A 22,467-nucleotide genomic window follows, 5' to 3' on the forward strand; every position below is an offset into this window, starting at 1 on the left:
ATGAGATTTCCCATAGCGTTAAGCTAGTAAGATCCCTTGAAGAACACAAGGTTGATAGGTCAGGGGTGTAAGCATGGTAACATGTTCAGCTGACTGATACTAATAGATCGAGGGCTTGATCAATATATATGAATCCAATTCTATGTACAATTTTGAAAGAACATGTTTCTTTCAAAAACTAAATAACATCTGGTGATTATGGCATAGAGGTAACACTCGTTCCCATACCGAACACGCAAGTTAAGCTCTATAGCGCCGATGGTACTGCAAGGGAGACCTTGTGGAAGAGTAGGTCGTCGCCAGGTCAATGTGGCTGGATAGCTCAGTCGGTAGAGCAGAGGACTGAAAATCCTCGTGTCCCTGGTTCGATTCCTGGTCCAGCCACCAGTTTTTTGGCGCCATAGCCAAGTGGTAAGGCAGAGGTCTGCAAAACCTTTATCCCCAGTTCAAATCTGGGTGGCGCCTCCAAAGAAACCTAGTAATAATACTAGGTTTCTTTATTTTACTACCGCATCAAGAATTTTAATTTTGTTATTTAAAGTATCTAACGCAATCTTTGCACCTATGGGCAATGTTAGCTTAGGAGTATCATGACCAGCCATAAAGTTCATTAAGGTTGGTTTATTATGACACAATATTTTCTCTTTAAAAATATTGTCTAGGGTTAAGCTATTTTCAATATCTTTAGAAATACAACCCTTAAACTGGCCAAGAATAAATCCTTTACACTGATTTAGTTTATTACTTAAAGCTAACTGGGTAAGCATTCTGTCTATAGCATAAGGGGCTTCATCCACATCCTCAATAAATAAGATTTTATCTTTAAAATCTATTTCGTAGGGGGTACCCAAAGTGGAACATATTAAGGATAAATTACCACCTACTAATACTCCCTCACAATATGCTGAAAAATTGCTATAGCAAGCTATGTCATCAGGATTTGAAATGTCATAGCAGCCGTCTCCAAACATTAGATTTTGAAGAAGACTATTAAGTGTATATTCTTCTATTAAGTCGGAATTTACCATAGGCCCGTGAAAGGTAATTATACCTAAATGCTTATATATATAATTAAGTAATACTGTAATATCGCTAAATCCTAAAAAAATCTTTGGATTTTCTTTAATCAAGTTCCAATCTATATAAGGAAGAATGCGCATAGAACCATAACCACCTCTAAAGCAAAAAATGGCATCAACATCTTTGTCTAGGAACATATCCATTAAATCTTTCGCTCTTTGCCAATCCTCTCCAGCTAAATAACCATATCTATGGTATAGATGTTTACCTTCTTTTATTCTAAAACCAAAACTCTCTAGTATATTTATTTTTTGCCTTATTACAGCTTCCTCCTTGCCACTAGCAGGGGATATGATTCCAATAGTATCTCCGAACTTTAATTTTTTTGGTAGCATGAAAAACCTCCTAAATAGAATACTAACCTTCATTTTATTAATATGGTCAAATGAAGGTTAGTATTCAATAAAATATATAAATTACAATAATAATTAAATCTAGAACATATCCTTTTTATTTAATATAAAGGTTACAACTATACACAAAGTTATTACAATACCTACTACAAACATGAAGCCATTAGGATTCTCAGAAAAAGGCACTCCAGATACATTCATCCCAAATAGTCCAGATACCATATTAGGTATAGCCATAACTATGGTAACAGATGCTAAAAGCTTCATAACTATGTTTAGATTATTAGATATAACAGAGGCAAAGGCATCCATAGTACCACTTAAAATATTACTATAAATATTAGCCATTTCTATAGCTTGCTTGTTTTCTATAATTACATCCTCTAGAACATCCTTGTCTTCTATGTATTTCTGCATTATATCCAGTTTTAGCATTTTTTCTAAAGTTATTTCATTTGATTTTAAAGATGTAGAAAAATATACCAATGATTTTTCTAGAGATAATAGCTGAATTAGCTCTTTATTTTTCATAGATTTATGAAGGCGTTTCTCTATCATAAGGCTCTTTTTATCTATCTGTCTTAAATATAGTAGATAGTAAGTAGCTATTCTGCTTAGGATTTGCAGTATAAACCTTGATCTTTTAAAAGTAAAGAAGGATTTAATTTTGCCTTCAGTAAAATCGGTTAAAATTTTGCTATTTTTTAGACATACGGTTATAATCTCTTTTTCAGTATGAATAATACCTAAAGGGTAGGTATCATAAGTAAGGGAATTATCCTCCATCTCGGTAAATGGTATATCCACAATGACTAATATATTATTTCCTTCTATATCTATACGAGAAGTTTCTTCATCGTCTAGAGGCGCTCTTAAGAAATCTAAAGGAACCCCCGTTCTCTTTGAAATAAGAAGTAATTCTTGATCACTAGGGGCAACTATATTAATCCAGCTACCGGCCTCTATATTTTCTAAGGGTTGTAATGAACTATCAGATTCACTTATGCTTTTATAAATTGCTATCATAATTATAATTACCTCCAATAAAATTTCATATATATTATACTCTAATTTTAATATATTTGCTAATATATATAGATAAAATTAGTATAAAAATGTACAATAGAAGATTTAAAAACATCATCGGCATAAATTCATGAAGTTGTTAGTTTCAAAATTAAGAACTACTGCAGTAAATTGAAGATTAACTGAGATAAAGCAAACACCATAGGAACAGTATTGATTAATCAGGAAGCTTGGCATAAATTAATCTATAGAAGCTTTAATTAGGGACTAGCTATGCTAGCTTTAATGTAAAAACACTAGTATAATCTCTTTGTTAAGTATATTTTAATAATGTTAATCGGGGGATAGTTTATATGGGTACCATGTACAAAGAAATAGTTGTAAGAAGAAGGACTCCAGTAGTTGTAGGATTATTGTTACTATTAGTGATTATGATAGCCGTGTCCAACCTAGTAGAGCATATACAAGTTTTCAACTATAAGATAGGATTTATAACCAATCCTATAATATCTATAATTACTTCAATGCTAATATTATTTGAGATTATGAAGTGTAAGGTAAGTTATAGATATTCTATAATAGCTGATCAACTAATCATTCATAGATTAAAACAAAAGGAACAAAATGTGGTAGAAAATATTAAGCTTAGGGATATAGTTTATATGGGCAAAGAAAAAGATTATAAAGAGCATTATGATATAGCTAATTCTAAGAGATATGTATGTGCTCTTAAGCTTAATAATTATTGTTGTATATATAAAGATGGAGATAGATATAGAAAGTTCTTTTTTCAACCAAGCTCAAATCTAGTTCAAAAAATTAATACTATAATTATAAAATAACCCTACTAGGGTTATTTTTTTATAATCTTCTATTATGCTGAATTTGTACAAAATAAAAAGAAACAAAGACCTATATATATTGTATTAATGTTATTACATTATGGTTTTACAATATATACTAAGAACCCAGAGGTCTTTAGAGGTCTTTATTTCTTTATGTGCAGTATTTAAAATCTTCTATGATAATAATTCCATAGCTAAATCAAGCCTTAAAAAGCTCAGCTTTCACTTCTTTTAATAAGGAATCCTTTTGTAAAATAAGATCTATAGCAGTAAAGGCTAAGGCTTGAGAAGCTTTAAAGGCTATTTCCTGTGCAAAATCGCTTAAGGTTGCTTTTGAAAAAGCTTTTGTACCATAGCAGGAAGCGTCATTCTCTATTATAGATATATAAGGATGTATAACAGGAACTTTTTTGCTTACGGCTCCTATACTAAGGCCAGCGTTAATATTTCTTGGTGGAGAAATATTTATTATTCCACATTCTTTTAGGTTATGACAAAATAATCTAGACAAGGTAGAGTTGGTTTTTAATTCCTCATAGGGAAGTTCATAAAGGCATGTTTCGTAGTCCAGATTCATTAAATTAGATACATAATTAGCACATAATTTTAATTTTTCTCCTGCTTGGTTTGCTTCTTCAATGTTATTAGCTCTAATATAGAACTTCGATTCAGAATAGTTGGGCGTCAATAAGGGAGTAAAGCCACCCTCTGATAATATCCCATTTATATAAACATTCTCAGAAAAACCTTTTAAAAGTGAATTTACTATATTAAAGTTTAATAAAGCAGCGTCTAGAGAATTAAACTTGTGTTCCTTCATATAACTGAAACCTTTTGTGCTATTATATTTTATACTTAAGGGTAATATGGCTGAGGAAGTGCCACTTTCACTAGTCACCACATCAGGGTGAGCCATAAGTACTGCATCTATATCCTTAAATACATCTTGCTTATACATAGTGATTTTAGCACCACCAAGATATTCACCAGGACAGCCTAATACTATAATAGTTCCACCCACTTTATCTATTACTGATTTTAAAGATATTGCTGCTCCGAGAGAAATTTCACTTATTAAATTATGACCTGTTATATGCCCTTCCCCCTCAATAGCATCATACTCACATATAAAACATATTTTAGGATAACCATTTCCATAGGATGCAAAAAAAGCAGTATGGATATTTAGATAATTATCTTTTACCTCAAAGGAATTTTGTTTTAAATAATTTATTATGTAGTTAGCAGACTTATATTCATGATAGCTCTTCTCAGGATTTTCATATAAATATTTACAAACGCTGAATAGACTATCTTTATTCAAGGATAAGTTTGAGATTACCTCTTGTTTCATTATATTTAAACCTCCTAATTAAACTGTTTATAAGTAATTTAATAAAAGTTATATAAATATATTTTATCCTACAGAAAAAAATATATTAATTATTTGTGAGTATAGGGATCAGTTTAAAAATTTTTTAAAATAAAAAAAGTGGACAACATAAGATTTGCCTACTTGGTGAATAAACTATAGTATACGAGGCAATAATCAAAGTAATATTTAAAAATATTAAGGAGGTGTAAATCATTCTAAAATTTTTAGGATGATGAATTTATGGCAAATCAAAACTGTATAATATGTAGAAAACCCTTCACAGATGGTATAATAGTAAACGGTAGACTTATTTGCAGAGGTTGCGAACACAAATTAGTAAACGCAGAAGTAAATACGGATTTTTATGAATACTATAAGGAATGTATAAAAAGAAGTATTAAAGATTACACACTTAGAAAAACAGTGATAGGCTATGAGGAATATAGATAGACCAATATTATAGATAAAACACATCTTTAATAAAAAGAGAGGGATGACTTTTGATTAATTTGCCAATAAAGAATGCTTTAGAAAATTATATACATGAAAATAATATACCTTTTTCAATGCCTGGACATAAGCAGGGAAGAGGTTTTTGTATTGAAGAACAAAAGATAAATTTAAAAGATTTATTTTTAAAAGCTGATTTAACAGAAGTAGATGGATTAGATAATTTGCATAAGCCTGAAGAGGCTATTAAAGAAGCAGAAGAACTTCTATCAAATCTATATAAAAGCAAAAAGTCTTATTTCCTTGTGAATGGTAGTACTAGCGGTAATTTAGCAATGATTTTTTCTTGCTTTAATGAAGGGGACAAGGTTTTAGTAGAGAGAAATTGCCATAGGTCTATTTTTAATGGCATTATATTAAGAAAGTTAACTCCTATATATGTAAAGAATCTAATAGATGAAGAGTTAAATGCCCCAATATCTTTAGATAAAGAAGATTTTTATAAGCTTTTAAAGGAGCACTCTGATATAAAAGGAGTTATATTAACCTATCCTAATTATTATGGAGTAGCAGTAGATTTGAAAGGAATTATACAGGAGTGTAAAAAGAGAGATATTAAGGTATTGGTGGATGCTGCTCATGGAGCCCATTTCGGAAGACATGAGCAGCTTCCAGAAAATCCAGTAGAGCTAGGGGCTCATATTACAGTAATGAGTGCTCATAAGACATTGCCAAGCCTTACTCAAACAGCCTTTTTACATGTAAACGAAGGCATTGATGTGGCAAGGGTAGATTTTTATGTGTCCGCATTTTTAAGTACAAGCCCTTCTTATATGTTCTTATTGAGTATGGATTATGCTAGAGCATATTTGCAGTATAGAGGTAAAGAGGACTATGATAAACTTATAAAATTATGCAGCTATTTTAGGGAGGAGGTATCTTCCTTAGATTTATTTAGAATATGGGATAAAGAACAGATTAGTAAAAGACATAAGGATCTGGTAATAGATCCTACTAGAATTGTTATAAACTTAAAGTATGGACTAAGTGGAAATAAACTATTACAATATTTAAGAGAAAGTAAAATTCAGGCTGAAATGAGCGATGAAAGTAATGTAGTATTAATACCTTCCATCTTTAATGAAAAAAATGACTTTGATAAATTAGCATACGCGTTAAAACAATGCAAGGAAGAGTATTTAAGACAAAATTCAAGGAAGATTTCTATTTATCATATACCAGAACAAAAATTAAGGCCTTTTGAGGTTATGCCATTAAATAAAAAAATGGTAGGCTTAGAGGAAGCATTAGGAAAAGTAAGTGGGGATAATATTATCCCTTACCCACCAGGTATCCCTTTAGTGATGATGGGAGAGGTTATAGATTATGAATCTTTAGAGCTCATAAAGAGTTTTATAAATTCAGAAACTACAGTATTAGGTATAAAAAATAATGAATTGCTTGTGATAGACATCTAGCACCAAGCTGAATGGAGGTTTAATATGATAACAAAAGGTAAGCTTATAACTATAGAGGGCTCTGATGCCAGTGGAAAGGCAACCCAGTCCCAAAAGCTTTTTGAACGATTAGTCAATGAAAAATATAATGTTATAAAGTTAACTTTCCCAAATTATGAAAGTGATTCTTCGGCATTAGTTAAAATGTATCTAAATGGTGATTTCGGAAGTGATCCTAATGATGTAAGTCCCTATATTACATCAACCTTTTATGCTGTAGATAGATATGCTTCCTATAAAACACAATGGGAGAAGTTTTATTTAAATGGAGGTATAATAATATCTGATAGATACACTACCTCTAATATGGTTCATCAAGCTTCAAAGATAAAAGATTTAGAGGAAAAAGAAAAGTTTTTAGATTGGCTTTGGAATTTGGAATTTAAATTGTATGGTCTTCCAATTCCAGATTCAGTATTATTTTTAGATATGCCTCCGGAATATAGTCAAAAATTAATGGAGAAGAGAGAAAATAAATTTACAGGAGAAAAAGAAAAAGATATACATGAAAGAAATTTTCAATATCTTTATGATTCCTATGATAATGCTAATTATTTAGTAAATAAATATAAGTGGAAAAAGATTTCTTGCATTGAAAATGGTAGAATTAAAACCATTGAAGATATACATAATGATATTTATACTGCATTAAAACTTATAATAAAAAAATAATATTAAATCAATTTTATTTTTATAGTTCAGAAATATTTAAATTATGATAAAATATATTAATAAGGAATGAAGGCATTTAGAATTACGATATAAGATCAGACCTTATAGTATATTTTAAATGGGTTTGAGAGAAAAAAATATGGAGGTGTTAATATGAAACTTATAATAGCTATAGTTCAGGACGACGACGCTGGAGATTTAATAGATGTTATAACTGATGGTGGATTTAGAGTAACTAAGCTAGCAACTACAGGGGGATTCTTAAAGTCTGGTAATACTACATTAATGATAGGCGTGGAGAAGGAAAAAGTGGATGAGGTTTTGGACATAATAGAGGAGACCTGCAGAACAAGGCAGCAAGTAGTTACATCTCCCTCACCAGTAGCAGGCTCTACAGGAGTTTATGTACCTTATCCTGTGGAAGTAGAGGTAGGAGGGGCAACTATATTCGTAGTGGATGTAGATAAATTTATAAAGATTTAAAGGAGTGAAAGTGGGCATGAAGGATTTTATAGGACATGAAAATATAATAAGAAGCTTTGATATGGCTATAGCTTCAGAAAAACTATCCCATGCCCACCTTATTGTTGGAGAAGACGGCTTAGGTAAAAGCGTTGTAGCAAAAGACTTTGCGTTAAAAATTCTAGGTAAGAAAGATAATAAGCAATATGCAGATATACTAGAATTTCGAAATTCGAAAAAGAGTATAGGAGTAGATGAGATAAGAAAAATAATAGATGAAACCAATAAAAAGCCTTATGAAGGCGATAAAAAGGTGGTTATCATATATGATGGGGATAAACTTACTACTCAAGCTCAGAATGCTTTTTTGAAAACCATTGAAGAGCCACCTAAAGGGGTATATATTATAATTTTAAGCGAAAATATTGAAGCTATATTAAATACTATAAGATCTAGATGTCAGATACATAAATTAAAAAGATTAAGTGTTGATGAAATTAGAGAATTTATATCAAAAAAATATGGTGATTTAGATAGTAAATATATAGATATTATTAATACCTTTAGTGACGGTATACCCGGACGAGCAGAAAAATTTATTGAAGACAATGTTTTTAATGAACTAAGAGCTTTAATTTTAGACATAATAAAAAAGATAAGCGAGAAGAATATTAATAATATTATTAAGTATGAAGAAAACTTAATTAAATATAAGGATTTTTATGAAGAGATTTTAAATATATTTTTATTATATATAAGAGATATAATTATGTATAAAGAATTAGGAAATGATAATTATATATTAAATAGAGATAAAATACATGAAATTAAAGAGCTATCCAATATGCTCTCCTTTAAGACACTAGATTTAATGATTAATGTAATAAATGAAACAAGATATACTTTAGATAGCAATGTTAGCGCATCAATGACTTTTGATGTTATGCTACTTAATATGTTGGAGGTTTAATATGATAAAAGTAGTAGGAGTACGCTTTAAAAAGGCAGGCAAGATATATTATTTTGATCCCGTTGATTTTGAAATCAAAAAGGGTGATAGCTTAATAGTAGAAACTGCAAGAGGCATAGAGTTTGGAGAATGTGTAATACACCCTAAAGAAGTAAGCGAAAATGAAATAGTAGCTCCCTTAAAAAGCGTGCTAAGAATAGCTACAGAGGAAGATATTCAAAGACATAACGAAAATAAGACAAAAGAAAAAGAGGCTTTTAATATATGTTTAGAAAAGATTGAGCTCCATGGGTTAGTGATGAAGTTGATAGATGTAGAGTATACCTTTGATAATAACAAAGTTATATTTTATTTTACTGCCGATGGTAGGGTAGACTTTAGGGAATTAGTTAAAGATTTAGCTACTATATTTAAAACAAGAATTGAACTTAGACAAATAGGAGTAAGAGATGAAGCTAAAATGATAGGTGGATTAGGACCTTGCGGAAGACCTTTGTGCTGCTCTAGCTTCTTAGGAGATTTTACTTCAGTTTCAATAAAGATGGCTAAGGAACAAAATTTATCTTTAAATCCTACAAAAATATCCGGTATCTGTGGAAGGTTAATGTGCTGCTTAAACTATGAGCAAGAAACTTATGAAGATATAAGAAAGAAAATGCCAAGGGTAGGATCTATAATAAGGACAGAAAGAGGGCAAGGTGAGGTTATCTCCAATAATACCATAAAAGAAACCGTAAAGGCAAAAATAAAGATTCACGATGAGGAAGTCATTGAAGAATTTAATATAAGGGATATAACTCTTATTTCTGGCTCTTATGAAGGAACTATAGAGGACACAGAAATTAAAATTGAGGTTGAAGATAAAGAAGATGCAAGTTTAATTCAAGATTTGTTTAAAGGTAATTAAGGGGGATATTATATGAAATCTTTGCTAAGGGTATGTAATATGAATACTATAGAGGATGTAAATAGTATTCGTAGGGCCATAGCTGGTAATGAGGGAGTATTAGCTTGCGAAATAAGCAAGGAAAAGGGAGAAATTCAAATAATATATGATACTTACTTTGTAGAGATAGAGAGCATAATCGAATCTATAGAGGATTTAGGCTATACTGTTTTAGAGTAATCTAACAAGATTGGTGATAAGTAAGAAAATAGAATAAAATAAAAACCCTTTAGATTAAAACTCTTTGGGGTTTTTTTATGTAAAATGTATGTAGTTATTTTTCTTCATAGGACTAAAATATCTTTAAAATTTAGAAAAAGCATGATAAAATATTAATGGACAGATACTTGTCCAATTAACTTAGGAGGTGTTTTTAATGGCATACAAAATTATTGACGCTTGTGTAAGCTGTGGAGCATGTGCTTCAGAATGTCCTGTTAACGCTATAAGTCAAGGAGACACTCAATTCGTTATAGATGCTGATTCTTGCATCGATTGCGGAAACTGTGCAAATGTTTGCCCAGTAGGAGCTCCAGTTCAAGAATAATTTGAACCTAAGAAGACCGTCTTTTTATGAGGACGGTCCTTTTTATTTTTATTATGCCTATTACGTAACAGAAATTTATCTTTGCAAATTGAGTTTTCTTTTAATTTAGTGTAAAATCAAACTATAAATTCCATTAAAAGATAATACTTGGATAATTAAGGGGGGGCTTATATGATTAATTCTTTAAGGAAGAAAATAACTTTGGGGTTTGTTTTAATAACAGTTATTTCTTCAATTCTGTTTTTCGGTTTGTCATATATGGAATTGAAAAAATCCATAGAAACCCAAACTGAAAATAGTGCTAATATTATAGCTGAGCAAATTAGGAATAGTATAAGCGGCTATAGTACAGAAGAGGTTAGTATCATTCAAGGAATAATTAGTAAGTATAGAAGTGATTCTATCGAGCATGTGTCAGTAATAAATAAAATTAAAAGAGTTGTAGCTCATACAGACAATGGAAAGGTTGGTTCTACAAGCAAAGAAGGTCGGATAGAGCAGGTTTTAAATACTTCTGAATCTGTTTCTTATGAGAGCATTAACGAAAAAGGTGAACCTGTACATAATTCTATAATGCCTCTTATAAAAGACTCTCAATTGGTTGGAGTTATATCTATAGGCATTCCTCTAACGGACATGAAAAAAATAATTGATCAAGCTGCATTAAAAATAGTAATCCTTTCTGCAATAATATTAATTATATCTTCAGTATTGGGATTTTTCATTTCTAAAAGCTTAGTGAAGCCTTTGACAGTACTAATGAAGGCTTTAGAGAAGGTGTCGGAAGGAAACTTTACAGTAGATTTAAAGGTTGAAACTAAAGATGAAATAGGAAAGCTATCTGGTATAATGGAAAGCACCTTAAAAGTTTTAAGAGGCATGATTAAAGATATCAAAGAAACCACTAATACCTTAGGAAATTTAGCAGAAACTCTTGCGAGCTCTAGCCAGGAGTTAGCAGCCTCCAGTGAAGAGGTGGCAACCTCTGTTCAAGGCACTTCTCAAGGGGCCAATAAGCAAGCTTTTGAGCTTTCAGAAACCCTGATGTTACTTCAGAGCTTTGAATCTACATTAAGTGACATGGAATTAAAGCTTAAAGACGTATCCTTAGGAAGTGGAAGAATAAAAGAAAGTGCAGATCTAGGAACTAGCAAAATAGATGAGTTATCTGTTTCCATTAAGGATGTGACAGTGACTTTCAAAAAGGTCGAAGAGAAGCTTAATGGATTAAATTTAAGTGTAGGAAAGATTACCTCTATAACAGATGTAATAAATAATGTGGCAGAACAAACAAATTTATTGGCATTAAACGCAGCTATTGAGGCAGCAAGAGCAGGAGAAGTAGGTAGGGGGTTCGCGGTGGTCTCGGATGAGATAAGAAAATTAGCAGAACAAGTACTGCAATCCTCTAAAGATATAGCTAATATTGTAAAAGAAATAACACTAGAAACTAAAGAGGTTTACCATAGTGCACAGTCTGTATCAAGTAAAATTGATAGGCAAATGATGAGCCTAGAAGATACAGTAACCTCTTTTCAAGGAATTATTTCTGAGGTTGAGAAAATAGACCCTAAAATTAAGGAGAGCTATACTGCCTTAGAAAATACTATAGACTCTAAAGATACTATAATAAGAAAAATTGATGAGGTCTCTAAGGTATCACAGGATGTATCCACTTCCTCTGAGGAAATTGCGGCTACAGTCCAGGAGCAAACTGCTACTACTCAGGAATTTACATCTACTGCTTTAGAGCTAGATAATATTGCAAAAGCTTTATCGGATAATGTATCAAAGTTTAGAATATAAGCATATGTAAAAACCTTTAAAATGTAAGTTAAAGAAAAATAAACCTTGCATTTTAAAGGTTTATTTTTTTATATATAGAGAAAACTAAATAAATATATTAAGTAATTACTAAACTGATACGTTAATGAATCCTTGGAAGTATGGTGATGAGTTATGAAACTTAATTTAATTAGGGGCTATGATGGATTAAACATTAATGAGATAAAAAAGCTATTTAAAATTGAAGTAGAAACTGAAGATATAAGAGAGGTATATTTTTATCTAAAAAGATATTTCTATATAAATTATAAAATAGGAACTAAAGAAAAAATAATCAATATAACCTATAGTTCTGGAAAAGCAGAAATATGGGTTACATATACATACTTTAAAATATCAAAGTATATATTGGAATCTTTTGAGGTACATGAAGTTATAGACAACATTATAGCTAATTCTAAGAATATTTTGGAGAATTGCTGGCAATCAAGAGTAATAATCGAGACAGAGAGAAAACACATACCTTTTATAATAATTGATGAGGATATCTTGCAATTAGGTTATGGAAAAAACTCCATAAGAGTTAGGGAAGATAATTATGCTTCTATTAACATGGAGAAGGCAGCAAACATACCTATAATTTCAATAACAGGTACTAATGGAAAGACAACCACTGCAAGAATAATTTATCACATACTTAATAAATTGGGATATATCACAGGCTTAGCTTCCACAGGAGGAATATTTATAAATAATGAAAATATTAAGCAAGGTGATACTACAGGTTATATAAGTGCAAGAGAGATATTAAAGAGTGAAGAAGTAGAAATAGCAGTTTTAGAAACTGCCAGAGGAGGAATTATAAAAAGAGGTCTAGGCTATGATGAGGCCAAGGTTGCCATTATTACATCTCTATCCGAGGACCATATTGGCATGGGTGGGATCAATGATTTAGATGAATTAGCAAGGGTGAAGGCTTTAACTACTAAAGTCTTAGGCCATGATGGTGTTATAATTATGAAAGGAGAAGAAAGGCTTTTAAAATATATAGATAAAAGTAAAGAACTGTATTTATTTGATATCGAAAAAAGCCATGTTTTAACTCAACATTTTTCTAAAAAAGGAAAAGGTTTTTATCTTGAAGAGGAGCATATAAGATATTTTAATGGCTATTATGAGCAGGATTTAATCAATATTAGAAATATAAGCTTTACTCATGGTGGCATTTCTTATAGCAATATAAAGAATTTAATGGCGGCTCTTGGGGCCACCATGCAGATACATAAAAATGTTGAGGATATAATAAATGCTGTAAAGGAATTAAAATGCGATTTAGCTACTAATCCTGGACGGCAAAATATATTAGATATAAAGGATTTTAAAGTAATCTTAGACTATGGTCATAATAGTGAGGCTTTTTATGAGGTCTTTGAAATAGCAAAAAAACTAGAACCTTCAAGAATAACCGCCATTATATCTGCTGCTGGAGATAGAAAGGATTTATATATTAAAGAACTAGGAGAAATATCTGCTAAATATAGTGACTACGTAATAATCAGGGAGCATGAAGATTTAAGAGGAAGAGTACCTGGAGAAGCAGCCTCAATTATAAGAAAGGGCGTTGAAGAAGGTAGATATGACATGGAAAGATGCATCACTATTTATAAAGAGCAGGATGCATTGAGATATGCCATGAAGAAGGCTATAAAAGATGAGGTCATTGTTTTGTTTACTCAATGCTTAAATGTGGTAATACCTGTGATAAATGAATATTTAAAATCCATAGGTGAGCGGACTTTTAGGCATCCTTACTAAATTATTAAGGATGCCTAAATTCAAAATAGGGATGAGTAAGTAGTAATACCTTACTTTCATTGCTGATGACATCTTGTAATAGAAAAGAAGAGGATTTTATTTCTTTAACATTATCCATATGTATTAAAAATTCTTCTACTCCTTTTATATTAAAATTTATATCTGGAGTTTTATAATGCATAGGTATCGTAATTTTGCTGTTTAAGAATTTTGATACTTTAGAGGCTTCTTTACCATTTAGTGTATAATTGCCTCCTACAGGAATAAATAAAACATCTAAAAGGCCTATCCTTCCTAAATAATCTTGAGTTAAAAAGTGTCCTAAATCCCCTAAATGACAGATCCTAATTCCCTCTACTTCAATTAAATATATTATATTTTTACCACGTTTATTGCCATTTACATTATCATGATAAGAAGGGATGCCAGTTATTATTATATCCTCATATGAAAATGTGCCATAGTCATTAAATATTTTAGTGTCTTCTTTAAAAGCATCAGTGTAATTGTGATCAAAATGATTATGACTTATAGTTACCACGCTTATTTGGCTCTCAAAAACATCTCCTTTTAATAGATAAGGATCTGTTATAATTTTTTTTCCTAGGGAAGTTTTTATTAAAAAACAGGAGTGACCAAGCCAACTTATTTCCATAAAAGATACCTCCTTAATGCAGAATATAATTTATAGTATATCCATAATATAAAGTAGATATAATAGTAATATTGAGATAAATAAAAGTATACTAAGGTAGACAGATATAAACCGGATATTTTACCGAATTTTAATAAATACTAGTATTGAATTTACTAAAGCGCAATAATAATATTAAATTAAGGTCAAAGAAAGACAAAGTCAGAATGGAGTGATTTGATGGCCAGACTTTCTGATATAATCGAAGAATTTATAAAGTCAATGATGGAAGAAGGGCAGGGGACTGAAATACAAATTCAAAGGAATGAGCTTGCCAATTATTTTAGTTGTGCACCTTCTCAAATTAATTATGTATTAACTACAAGGTTTACTACGGATAAAGGATATATCATAGAAAGTAGAAGAGGTGGCGGAGGATATATTGTTATAAGGCAAGTGAGATATAATAATCATAAGAATTTGGCAGAGATAATAAATGAAAAAATAGGTGATAGTTTAACCTATGATAACTCAGTTGCATTGATAGAAGGACTTGGACAAATGGAGATAATAACAGAGAGGGAAGCAAACATAATGAAAGCAGCCCTAAATGATAGAAGTCTTAATTTTAGCCCTAACAAAAATAAGTTAAGAGCTGATTTGTTAAAATCCATGATAATGGTGGTATTAAATTAATTTTTAGGAATGGAGTGATTTTATGATTTGTGAAAAATGTAATAAGAATCAGGCTACAGTGCATATAGTTAAGGTCATTAATGGAATTAAACAAGAGACGAATATTTGTGAGAAATGTGCAAAAGATTATGAAGGCTTTAATTTAGGCTCTAGTATTAATTTGGATTCTCCATTCTCTTTTCAGAATTTATTAGGAGGATTAGTAGAGTATATCACTGAAAACTCTGAAAACAATAAATCTTTAGAACAAAGTTGCAATAATTGCGGTATGACCTATGGAGAGTTTAAAAAAAAGGGATTATTAGGATGTAGTGAGTGTTATAAAACCTTCAGTAAAATGGTTATGCCTGTGGTAAAAAGGGTTCAAGGAGATATTGAGCATATTGGTAAGGTACCGGAAAAGTCAGGTAAAGAAATAGTTGAAAAACAGCGCTTGTTAAAATTAAAGGAAGAGCTTCAAAAAGCTATTTTGTCAGAGGAATATGAAAAAGCAGCTATGCTTAGAGACGAAATAAAAGCTCTTCAAAAATCTGAGTAGGAGGTGCCTTATGAAAAATTGGATTGATAATGTAGATGAAAATAATGAATTAATATTAAGCAGCAGAATAAGGTTAGCGAGAAACTTAAATTTAAAACCTTTTCCACATAAATTATCTGAGGAGCAAGCAGAAGAAGTAATAAAGGAAGTAGAAAATGCCTTTTATGCCTCTTCTCATACGAAGGATCAATTTAAAAGTATATATTTAAATAATATAGGCAATAATCAGGCTAGGGGATATTTTGAGAAGCACTTAATAAGTCCTCAGTTAATAAATACAAAGGATAAATCAGCCTTTATAGTAAATAAAGACGAGACTATAAGCTTAATGATTAATGAAGAGGACCATATCAGATTGCAATGTATTACCTCTGGTTTTAATGTAAAAGAAGCCTACGATGTAGCAAATAAGATTGATGATATGATGGAAGAAAATTTAACTTACGCTTTCGATGAAAAACTTGGTTATAAAACAGCTTGTCCTACAAACTTAGGTACGGGGCTAAGAGTATCCGCTATGTTACATTTACCAGCCCTTACCATGAATGATGAGATAAATGGAATATTTAAGGCACTTACTCAGGTAGGGATGACCATTAGAGGCTTATATGGAGAGGGATCAAAGGTAGAAGGTAATATATATCAAGTTTCTAATCAAATTACGCTAGGAGTAAATGAGGGAGACATTATAAATAATATTGAGGCTGTAGTGGCACAGCTTACAAGTCAAGAATATAGGGCTAGAGAGCAATTTATAAACAAATACAAATACGAATTAGAAGATAAGATTTATAGGTCATTAGGAATACTTAAGACCGCTGTGATATTATCCTCAAAAGAATGTCTTGATCTTCTATCCAATGTAAGAATGGGCATAGAAATGGGATTGATTAAAGATATGGATAGAGGGTTCTTTAATAAGCTATTAATAGATACTCAACCTTATTCCCTACAACTAAATATAGGTAGAGAATTAGATGCCAAGGAAAGAGACATTGAGAGAGCTACTTTAGTTAGAAATTATATAAACAAATAATTAGTTTTATAGGAGGTGTAACCTATGATGTTTGAAAAATTTACAGAGAGAGCTCAAAAGGTTATAATGTACGCTCAGCAGGAAGCTTTAGAGTTTAAACACGGTTATATAGGTACAGAGCATATTTTACTAGGAATATTAAGAGAAGAAGGCATAAGCAACAATATATTAAATTCTATAGGTGTATCCATAGATATAGTAAAGAAGCTTATTTATGATTATGAGGGTAAAGGAGACATTAACCCTGTAAAGAATGAAATACCTTTAACCCCAAGAACCAAGAGACTATTGGATTTAAGTTTAATGGAGGCAAGAAACCTTGGGCATAATTATATAAGTCCTGAGCATATATTGCTAGCTTTAATAAGAGAGCCAGAAGGTGTTGCCTACACCATATTAAACAACCTTAATGTTAATTTTGAAAAGTTAAGAGGAGATTTAATTAATAGCCTTTCTGGTAAGGGGGCAAATGGATCCCTGGATAAACAACAAGAAAAGAATGTAGCTACTCCAAATCTAGACCAATTTGGAAGAGACCTTACTGAAATGGCCAAGGAAGGTAAGCTAGATCCCGTAATTGGAAGAGATAATGAGACTCAAAGGGTACTTGAAATATTATGCAGAAGAATAAAAAATAATCCTTGTTTTATAGGAGATCCGGGAGTAGGTAAAACAGCTATAGCGGAAGGATTAGCACAAAAAATAGTTGAGGGTAGTATCCCAGAGATATTAAAAAATAAGAGAGTGGTTACCTTAGATATATCTGCTATGGTAGCAGGATCAAAGTATAGAGGGGAATTCGAAGAAAGACTTAAAAAGGTAATGGAGGAAATAAGAAAAGCAGGAAATGTAATTTTGTTTATAGATGAAATTCATACTATAGTAGGAGCTGGAGGGGCTGAGGGAGCTATAGATGCCTCTAATATATTAAAGCCTGCTCTTGCAAGGGGAGAAATTCAATGTATAGGAGCCACTACCATAGATGAATATAGAAAGTATATTGAAAAGGATGCAGCTCTTGAAAGAAGATTCCAACCAGTAATGGTAGGAGAGCCTACCAAAGAAGAAGCTTTGCAAATTCTAAAAGGTGTAAGAGATAAATATGAGGCTCATCATAGGGTAAAGATTACAGATGAAGCTTTAGAGGCAGCAGTAAATTTATCCGATAGATATATAACCGATAGATTTTTGCCAGATAAGGCTATAGACTTAATTGACGAAGCCGGGGCAAAGGTTAGAATTCAAAATCTAACTGCACCTCCAGACTTAAAGCAAATAGAAGAAGAAATTATAAAAGTTGAAAAAGAAAAGGAAGATGCCATAAGACTACAGGATTTTGAAAAGGCAGCTGGTTTAAGAGATAAAGAAAAGGAGTTAAAACAAAAGCTAGAGACCTTGAAAAAGGATTGGCATACACAAAATAACGTTCAAACTCAAGTAGTTTCAGAAGCGCAAGTAGCAGCGGTGGTTTCAAGATGGACTAATGTGCCAGTAGAAAAGCTAACTGAGAAAGAGTCAGAGAAATTATTAAAACTAGAAGAAATATTACACAATAGAGTTATTGGTCAAGAAGAGGCAGTTAAATCCGTAGCTAGAGCAGTAAGAAGAGCTAGGGTGGGATTAAAAGATCCTAATAGACCCATCGGGTCCTTTATATTCTTAGGACCTACAGGAGTTGGTAAGACTGAGCTATCCAAGGCATTGGCAGAAGCCATGTTTGGAGATGAAAATAATATGATAAGAGTAGATATGTCTGAGTATATGGAAAAACATACTGTTTCAAGGCTTATAGGGTCACCTCCAGGATATGTAGGCTATGATGAAGGTGGTCAATTAACAGAAAAGGTAAGAAGAAATCCTTATTCAGTAGTGCTATTTGATGAAATTGAGAAAGCTCATCCAGACGTGTTTAATGTACTTCTACAGATATTAGAGGATGGAAGGCTTACCGACGGAAAAGGAAAGACTGTAAATTTTAAGAATACTATCGTTATTATGACCTCAAATGCAGGTGCTTCTACCATAAGAAAGCAAAAATCACTAGGTTTTGTTGTAGGTAAAGATTCTTTAAGCGAATATGAAAAAATGAAGGATAATATAATGGAAGAGCTTAAAAGAACCTTTAGACCTGAATTTTTAAATAGAATTGATGACATAATAGTTTTCCATAGCCTAGAAGAGAAAGATTTGATTAAAATAGTAAGGCTTATGCTTGAAGCTGTGGCTAATAGATTAAAAGAGCAAAATATAAATCTAGACTTTGACGAGGAAAGTGAAAAGCTCTTAGCGAAAGAAGGGGTAGATACCACTTACGGAGCAAGACCTTTAAGAAGGGCAATAACTAAGACCGTTGAAGATAGATTAAGTGAAGAGATACTAAAAGGTAATGTAAAAAGAGGGGATAATGTATTAGTTACTGTAGAAGAGGAAGAGTTAGTTTTTAAGGTTAAATAAAACATCTTTAAAAATAAATAGTTAGTTTTTTACAAATCCTCTAAATAAAAATTGCTTAATATATAATATAACCATATAATTACAGGAAGATTAAAGAAGATATAAAAGATAATTATCTTTTGTTCGCTTTCACTTCCTGTAATTTTTTATAGTAAACATTTAACTGGTCTAGACATCTATAAGTATATAGATTATAATATAATCAGGAGGAGTTAATATGATTGATAAAAGTAGTCCTATACCAGTTTATTATCAGTTAAAAGAAGCTATAAAATTAAAAATCGCTGAGGGAGTTTGGAAGGTAGGTCAATGTATAGATAGCGAAAGAGAATTATCTGAAACCTATGGAGTAAGCAGAATGACCATACGTCAAGCTTTAGGTGAATTAGTTCAAGAAGGAATATTAGTAAGAGAAAAAGGTAAAGGCACCTTTGTTTGTGAACCTAAGGTTAAGCAAAAGGATATGATGAGCTTTTCCGAGATAATACAAAGGACTGGTATGAAACTTAATACAGAGGTTTTAGAATTTGAAACCATAGATACTCCAGAGGAAATGCAAGATATTTTTCTCTTTGAGCATTTATATAAAATAAATAGGATGAGAATTGTTGAAGGGGAAAGAGTAGCTAATGAAATAGTATATATACCTTGCGACTATTGTGGATATATAGACAAGGAATTATTAAAGGGATCCCTTTACAAATTACTTGAGGACTTTGGATATACTATTAGTCATTCAGAATCCTCAATACAAGCACTGATCATGGATGAGTATTATAAAAATCTATTTTCAGTTAGAGAGAATGTACCACTTATTAAGACTTATAGTAAGAATATGAATACAGATAATAAGGTTATCTTTATAGAGGAAGCTGTATATAGATCAGATAAATATATACTAGAAGTAAATATATTAAGAAGAGAGGGAAAAATAAAATGAGAATAATAGTTGAAAAAAATTATGAAGCAATGAGTAAAAGAGCGGCGGAAGAAATTGCAAAGGTAGTGAATAATAAGCCAAATTGTGTTCTAGGGCTTGCCACAGGAAGTACTCCAGAAGGATTATACAAAGAATTGATTTCTTTAAATAAAGAAGAAAAAGTAGATTTTTCTAAGGTTACTTCTGTAAACTTAGATGAATATGTGGGTCTGTCAGGAGAACATCCTCAAAGCTATAGATATTTTATGAATACAAACTTATTTAACCATATAAACATAGATAAAAGCAGAACTTTTGTGCCTAATGGTTTAGTAAAGGATATAGAAGAGGAATGTAAAAGGTATGATGAAAGAATAAATGAGCTTGGTGGAATAGATATTCAATTGCTTGGTATAGGAAATAACGGTCACATAGGCTTTAATGAACCTTCTGAATTTTTATATATGGGAACTCATTTAACAGGCTTAGCAGAAAGCACTATTGAAGCTAATTCAAGGTTTTTCGATAGCATGGATGAAGTTCCTAAGAAAGCTATAACTATGGGCTTAGGCGGAATAATGAAAGCTAAGAAGATATTGCTTATAGCTAATGGAGAAAAAAAGGCTGAAATAATAGCAAAGCTAGTAGAAGGAAAAATAAGTACACAAATACCAGCTTCCATATTACAGGTTCATCATGATGTTACAATTATAGTAGATGAAGCAGCAGCTTCATTAATAAAAAAATAGATTTAATTACAATCCTTATATTTTTGAGTCTGCAGATATAATAATTTATATTTTGCAGACTCTTTTATTATATATCTAAAATGATTAAGGCTAAGTTTTTTATTTTAGAAATATATATACTCAATGATTAAGGTTGACAAAATCCGTTAAAAATATTGTATAATAGTATTCTGATATAAATTTTGGAGTTGATTTGAAATGTCGAAGATTAAAAGTGTTTTCATATGTCAACAATGCGGGTATGAATCTCTGAAATGGATGGGGAAGTGCCCAGGATGTAATGCTTGGAACACTATGAGCGAGGAAGTAAAAGAAAACAAACCCAGTGTTAATATATTAAATAAGTCATCCTCTATGCCTAAAAGTATAAAGGAAATAAAGTCAGGAGAGCAAGAAAGATATGATACAGGAATCTCTGAGTTAAACAGAGTCCTTGGTGGAGGACTAGTAAAAGGATCCTTGACTTTGATATCTGGAGATCCTGGTATAGGAAAGTCTACATTATTGCTACAGACTGCCAACAATATGGCTAATAAATATGGAAAAGTGCTTTATGTATCAGGAGAGGAATCTGAAGAGCAAATAAAAATGCGAGGAGATAGATTAGGGGCTATTTCGCACAATTTATTTGTAATATCTGAAACTAACTTAGAAATAATAGAAAGTCATATACACGATATGAAGCCTGTCTTTGTAATTATAGATTCTATTCAAACCGTTTATAAATCAAATATAACCTCTGCACCAGGAAGTGTCTCTCAAGTAAGGGAATGTTCCAACGATATTATGCGTATAGGGAAAAATAATAATATTTCATTTTTTATAGTGGCTCATGTAACAAAACAAGGTGAATTGGCTGGTCCAAGAGTACTGGAGCATATGGTAGATTCTGTGCTTACCTTTGAAGGTGAGAGAACAGAAGAATTTAGAATCTTAAGAACTATGAAAAACAGATTTGGAACCACCAGTGAAATAGGGGTTTTTGAAATGAAACAAGAAGGTTTGGTTCAGGTGTATGATCCTTCAAAAATGTTTTTAGAAGAGACCTCTTATAATCAAGAAGGTTCTATAGTCATCGGGATAATGGAAGGGAGCAGGCCCATATTAGTGGAACTTCAAGCGTTGGTAAGTGAAACTAATGCTTATATGCCAAGAAGAACCTCTGTAGGCATAGATACTGCTAGACTAAATTTGATCATGGCTGTTTTAGAAAAAAAGTTAAAAATTCCCTTTTATAAAAGTGATGTATATGTTAATGTAGTAGGTGGATTGAGCATTCAAGGAACCTTAGCAGATCTAGGTTTAGCCTTAGCTTTAATATCCAGCGCTAAAAGCAAAGAATTGCAGTTAGAGAAGCTACTTTGTATGGGTGAAGTAGGACTTACAGGTGAAATCCGACCTGTGGCTTCTTGTGAAAAGTTAGTAAATGAAGCACAAAAAATGGGATTCAAAAATATATTATTACCTAGCAGAAATGTAGAAAAGCTAAAATTTCCGGGAATAAATTTAATTGGTGTTAGCTCACTGAAAGAGGCTATTAATAAAATTTTTTAAATAGGGCATTTTTAAAATAACTACTCAGTGACTCCTATAGTTGA

The 22,467-nt window shown here is 31.5% G+C and carries 22 protein-coding genes, 2 tRNA genes and 2 rRNA genes; 22 read left to right on the forward strand and 4 right to left on the reverse strand.

Translation table 11 applies throughout. The features are described from left to right. From BN2665_RS17585 to BN2665_RS17600, 4 genes are all read left to right on the forward strand, one after another. Positions 1-123 (forward strand): 23S ribosomal RNA (locus BN2665_RS17585); the annotation flags it as partial. A gap of 65 nt (positions 124-188) precedes the next feature. Then, positions 189-305, forward strand: a 5S ribosomal RNA gene (gene rrf / locus BN2665_RS17590). A 6-nt stretch (positions 306-311) separates the two neighbouring features. Further along, positions 312-387: transfer RNA gene (locus tag BN2665_RS17595), tRNA-Phe, on the forward strand. A gap of 7 nt (positions 388-394) precedes the next feature. Beyond that, positions 395-468: transfer RNA gene (locus tag BN2665_RS17600), tRNA-Cys, on the forward strand. 29 nt (positions 469-497) lie between these two features. Here the strand turns inward: BN2665_RS17600 and BN2665_RS17605 are convergent. Continuing rightward, positions 498-1,415, reverse strand: a complete 918-nt coding sequence (locus BN2665_RS17605) for a S66 peptidase family protein (protein WP_055668439.1) — start codon at positions 1,413-1,415, stop codon at positions 498-500. A 99-nt stretch (positions 1,416-1,514) separates the two neighbouring features. After that, positions 1,515-2,459, reverse strand: coding sequence for a magnesium transporter CorA family protein (locus BN2665_RS17610; protein ID WP_055668440.1), 945 nt, complete (start codon positions 2,457-2,459; stop codon positions 1,515-1,517). A 353-nt stretch (positions 2,460-2,812) separates the two neighbouring features. Here BN2665_RS17610 and BN2665_RS17615 point away from each other — a divergent pair, with 353 nt between their 5' ends. After that, the gene (locus BN2665_RS17615) at positions 2,813-3,301 is read left to right on the forward strand and encodes a hypothetical protein (RefSeq protein WP_055668441.1); all 489 of its coding nucleotides are present in this window, start codon (positions 2,813-2,815) and stop codon (positions 3,299-3,301) included. A gap of 202 nt (positions 3,302-3,503) precedes the next feature. Here BN2665_RS17615 and BN2665_RS17620 read toward each other — a convergent pair whose 3' ends face one another. Next, positions 3,504-4,658, reverse strand: coding sequence for a zinc-binding metallopeptidase family protein (locus BN2665_RS17620; protein WP_055668442.1), 1,155 nt, complete (start codon positions 4,656-4,658; stop codon positions 3,504-3,506). 261 nt (positions 4,659-4,919) lie between these two features. Between BN2665_RS17620 and BN2665_RS17625 the strand changes: the two genes are divergently transcribed. The 10 genes from BN2665_RS17625 to BN2665_RS17670 all read left to right on the forward strand — a co-directional run bounded on the left by BN2665_RS17625 (position 4,920) and on the right by BN2665_RS17670 (position 13,843). After that, complete coding sequence (locus BN2665_RS17625; protein WP_055668443.1) at positions 4,920-5,129, forward strand: sigma factor G inhibitor Gin; 210 nt, start codon at positions 4,920-4,922, stop codon at positions 5,127-5,129. 50 nt (positions 5,130-5,179) lie between these two features. Next, positions 5,180-6,607 (forward strand): aminotransferase class I/II-fold pyridoxal phosphate-dependent enzyme, encoded by a 1,428-nt coding sequence (locus BN2665_RS17630; protein ID WP_055668444.1) that lies wholly within the window; start codon positions 5,180-5,182, stop codon positions 6,605-6,607. Positions 6,608-6,634: 27 nt separating this feature from the next. Then, positions 6,635-7,318 (forward strand): dTMP kinase, encoded by a 684-nt coding sequence (locus tag BN2665_RS17635; protein WP_195892742.1) that lies wholly within the window; start codon positions 6,635-6,637, stop codon positions 7,316-7,318. 153 nt (positions 7,319-7,471) lie between these two features. After that, positions 7,472-7,801, forward strand: a complete 330-nt coding sequence (locus BN2665_RS17640) for a cyclic-di-AMP receptor (protein ID WP_055668446.1) — start codon at positions 7,472-7,474, stop codon at positions 7,799-7,801. Between the two features lie 16 nt (positions 7,802-7,817). Further along, positions 7,818-8,750: a DNA polymerase III subunit delta' gene (locus BN2665_RS17645; RefSeq protein ID WP_055668447.1), complete on the forward strand. Its 933-nt coding sequence runs from the start codon at positions 7,818-7,820 to the stop codon at positions 8,748-8,750. A 1-nt stretch (position 8,751) separates the two neighbouring features. Then, the gene (locus BN2665_RS17650) at positions 8,752-9,657 is read left to right on the forward strand and encodes a PSP1 domain-containing protein (RefSeq protein WP_055668448.1); all 906 of its coding nucleotides are present in this window, start codon (positions 8,752-8,754) and stop codon (positions 9,655-9,657) included. 12 nt (positions 9,658-9,669) lie between these two features. Beyond that, on the forward strand, positions 9,670-9,876 hold the full coding sequence (locus BN2665_RS17655; protein WP_055668449.1) for a cation transporter: 207 nt from the start codon (positions 9,670-9,672) through the stop codon (positions 9,874-9,876). Between the two features lie 196 nt (positions 9,877-10,072). Next, complete coding sequence (locus tag BN2665_RS17660) at positions 10,073-10,243, forward strand: DUF362 domain-containing protein (RefSeq protein ID WP_055668450.1); 171 nt, start codon at positions 10,073-10,075, stop codon at positions 10,241-10,243. A 171-nt stretch (positions 10,244-10,414) separates the two neighbouring features. Continuing rightward, the gene (locus BN2665_RS17665) at positions 10,415-12,049 is read left to right on the forward strand and encodes a methyl-accepting chemotaxis protein (RefSeq protein WP_055668451.1); all 1,635 of its coding nucleotides are present in this window, start codon (positions 10,415-10,417) and stop codon (positions 12,047-12,049) included. A 153-nt stretch (positions 12,050-12,202) separates the two neighbouring features. Next, on the forward strand, positions 12,203-13,843 hold the full coding sequence (locus BN2665_RS17670; protein ID WP_055668452.1) for a Mur ligase family protein: 1,641 nt from the start codon (positions 12,203-12,205) through the stop codon (positions 13,841-13,843). Positions 13,844-13,847: 4 nt separating this feature from the next. Here the strand turns inward: BN2665_RS17670 and BN2665_RS17675 are convergent, their stop codons facing one another. After that, a complete protein-coding gene (locus BN2665_RS17675) occupies positions 13,848-14,498 on the reverse strand; it encodes an MBL fold metallo-hydrolase (protein ID WP_055668453.1) in 651 nt (216 codons plus the stop codon). Positions 14,499-14,717: 219 nt separating this feature from the next. Here BN2665_RS17675 and BN2665_RS17680 point away from each other — a divergent pair, with 219 nt between their 5' ends. From BN2665_RS17680 to radA, 7 genes are all read left to right on the forward strand, one after another. Continuing rightward, positions 14,718-15,173 carry a CtsR family transcriptional regulator gene (locus tag BN2665_RS17680; protein WP_055668454.1) on the forward strand — a complete coding sequence of 152 codons (456 nt, stop codon included), beginning with the start codon at positions 14,718-14,720 and terminating at the stop codon, positions 15,171-15,173. Between the two features lie 22 nt (positions 15,174-15,195). Next, on the forward strand, positions 15,196-15,711 hold the full coding sequence (locus BN2665_RS17685; RefSeq protein WP_055668455.1) for a UvrB/UvrC motif-containing protein: 516 nt from the start codon (positions 15,196-15,198) through the stop codon (positions 15,709-15,711). Positions 15,712-15,721: 10 nt separating this feature from the next. After that, complete coding sequence (locus BN2665_RS17690) at positions 15,722-16,747, forward strand: protein arginine kinase (protein WP_055668456.1); 1,026 nt, start codon at positions 15,722-15,724, stop codon at positions 16,745-16,747. Between the two features lie 24 nt (positions 16,748-16,771). After that, positions 16,772-19,201 (forward strand): ATP-dependent Clp protease ATP-binding subunit, encoded by a 2,430-nt coding sequence (locus tag BN2665_RS17695; protein WP_055668457.1) that lies wholly within the window; start codon positions 16,772-16,774, stop codon positions 19,199-19,201. Positions 19,202-19,418: 217 nt separating this feature from the next. Further along, positions 19,419-20,141, forward strand: coding sequence for a GntR family transcriptional regulator (locus BN2665_RS17700; protein WP_055668458.1), 723 nt, complete (start codon positions 19,419-19,421; stop codon positions 20,139-20,141). Further along, positions 20,138-20,869: a glucosamine-6-phosphate deaminase gene (gene nagB, locus BN2665_RS17705; protein WP_055668459.1), complete on the forward strand. Its 732-nt coding sequence runs from the start codon at positions 20,138-20,140 to the stop codon at positions 20,867-20,869. Before BN2665_RS17700 ends, nagB begins: the two co-directional genes overlap by 4 nt. A gap of 198 nt (positions 20,870-21,067) precedes the next feature. Continuing rightward, positions 21,068-22,423 (forward strand): DNA repair protein RadA, encoded by a 1,356-nt coding sequence (radA, locus tag BN2665_RS17710; RefSeq protein WP_055668460.1) that lies wholly within the window; start codon positions 21,068-21,070, stop codon positions 22,421-22,423. Positions 22,424-22,467: the final 44 nt, after the last annotated feature.

Origin of the sequence: Desnuesiella massiliensis (genome assembly GCF_001403615.1) — a bacterium.
Classification (GTDB): Bacteria; Bacillota; Clostridia; order Clostridiales; family Clostridiaceae; genus Desnuesiella; species Desnuesiella massiliensis.

What these genes read in the sequence shown, in the direction of transcription:
- BN2665_RS17665 (WP_055668451.1), top strand. Translation starts at nt 10,415, where the DNA reads ATGATTAATTCTTTAAGGAAGAAAATAACTTTGGGGTTTGTTTTAATA.
- BN2665_RS17620 (WP_055668442.1), bottom strand. Translation starts at nt 4,658, where the DNA reads ATGAAACAAGAGGTAATCTCAAACTTATCCTTGAATAAAGATAGTCTA.
- BN2665_RS17625 (WP_055668443.1), top strand. Translation starts at nt 4,920, where the DNA reads ATGGCAAATCAAAACTGTATAATATGTAGAAAACCCTTCACAGATGGT.
- BN2665_RS17605 (WP_055668439.1), bottom strand. Translation starts at nt 1,415, where the DNA reads ATGCTACCAAAAAAATTAAAGTTCGGAGATACTATTGGAATCATATCC.
- BN2665_RS17675 (WP_055668453.1), bottom strand. Translation starts at nt 14,498, where the DNA reads ATGGAAATAAGTTGGCTTGGTCACTCCTGTTTTTTAATAAAAACTTCC.
- BN2665_RS17700 (WP_055668458.1), top strand. Translation starts at nt 19,419, where the DNA reads ATGATTGATAAAAGTAGTCCTATACCAGTTTATTATCAGTTAAAAGAA.
- BN2665_RS17690 (WP_055668456.1), top strand. Translation starts at nt 15,722, where the DNA reads ATGAAAAATTGGATTGATAATGTAGATGAAAATAATGAATTAATATTA.
- BN2665_RS17660 (WP_055668450.1), top strand. Translation starts at nt 10,073, where the DNA reads ATGGCATACAAAATTATTGACGCTTGTGTAAGCTGTGGAGCATGTGCT.
- BN2665_RS17695 (WP_055668457.1), top strand. Translation starts at nt 16,772, where the DNA reads ATGATGTTTGAAAAATTTACAGAGAGAGCTCAAAAGGTTATAATGTAC.
- BN2665_RS17615 (WP_055668441.1), top strand. Translation starts at nt 2,813, where the DNA reads ATGGGTACCATGTACAAAGAAATAGTTGTAAGAAGAAGGACTCCAGTA.
- BN2665_RS17650 (WP_055668448.1), top strand. Translation starts at nt 8,752, where the DNA reads ATGATAAAAGTAGTAGGAGTACGCTTTAAAAAGGCAGGCAAGATATAT.
- BN2665_RS17610 (WP_055668440.1), bottom strand. Translation starts at nt 2,459, where the DNA reads ATGATAGCAATTTATAAAAGCATAAGTGAATCTGATAGTTCATTACAA.
- BN2665_RS17645 (WP_055668447.1), top strand. Translation starts at nt 7,818, where the DNA reads ATGAAGGATTTTATAGGACATGAAAATATAATAAGAAGCTTTGATATG.
- BN2665_RS17680 (WP_055668454.1), top strand. Translation starts at nt 14,718, where the DNA reads ATGGCCAGACTTTCTGATATAATCGAAGAATTTATAAAGTCAATGATG.
- nagB (WP_055668459.1), top strand. Translation starts at nt 20,138, where the DNA reads ATGAGAATAATAGTTGAAAAAAATTATGAAGCAATGAGTAAAAGAGCG.
- radA (WP_055668460.1), top strand. Translation starts at nt 21,068, where the DNA reads ATGTCGAAGATTAAAAGTGTTTTCATATGTCAACAATGCGGGTATGAA.
- BN2665_RS17655 (WP_055668449.1), top strand. Translation starts at nt 9,670, where the DNA reads ATGAAATCTTTGCTAAGGGTATGTAATATGAATACTATAGAGGATGTA.
- BN2665_RS17640 (WP_055668446.1), top strand. Translation starts at nt 7,472, where the DNA reads ATGAAACTTATAATAGCTATAGTTCAGGACGACGACGCTGGAGATTTA.
- BN2665_RS17670 (WP_055668452.1), top strand. Translation starts at nt 12,203, where the DNA reads ATGAAACTTAATTTAATTAGGGGCTATGATGGATTAAACATTAATGAG.
- BN2665_RS17685 (WP_055668455.1), top strand. Translation starts at nt 15,196, where the DNA reads ATGATTTGTGAAAAATGTAATAAGAATCAGGCTACAGTGCATATAGTT.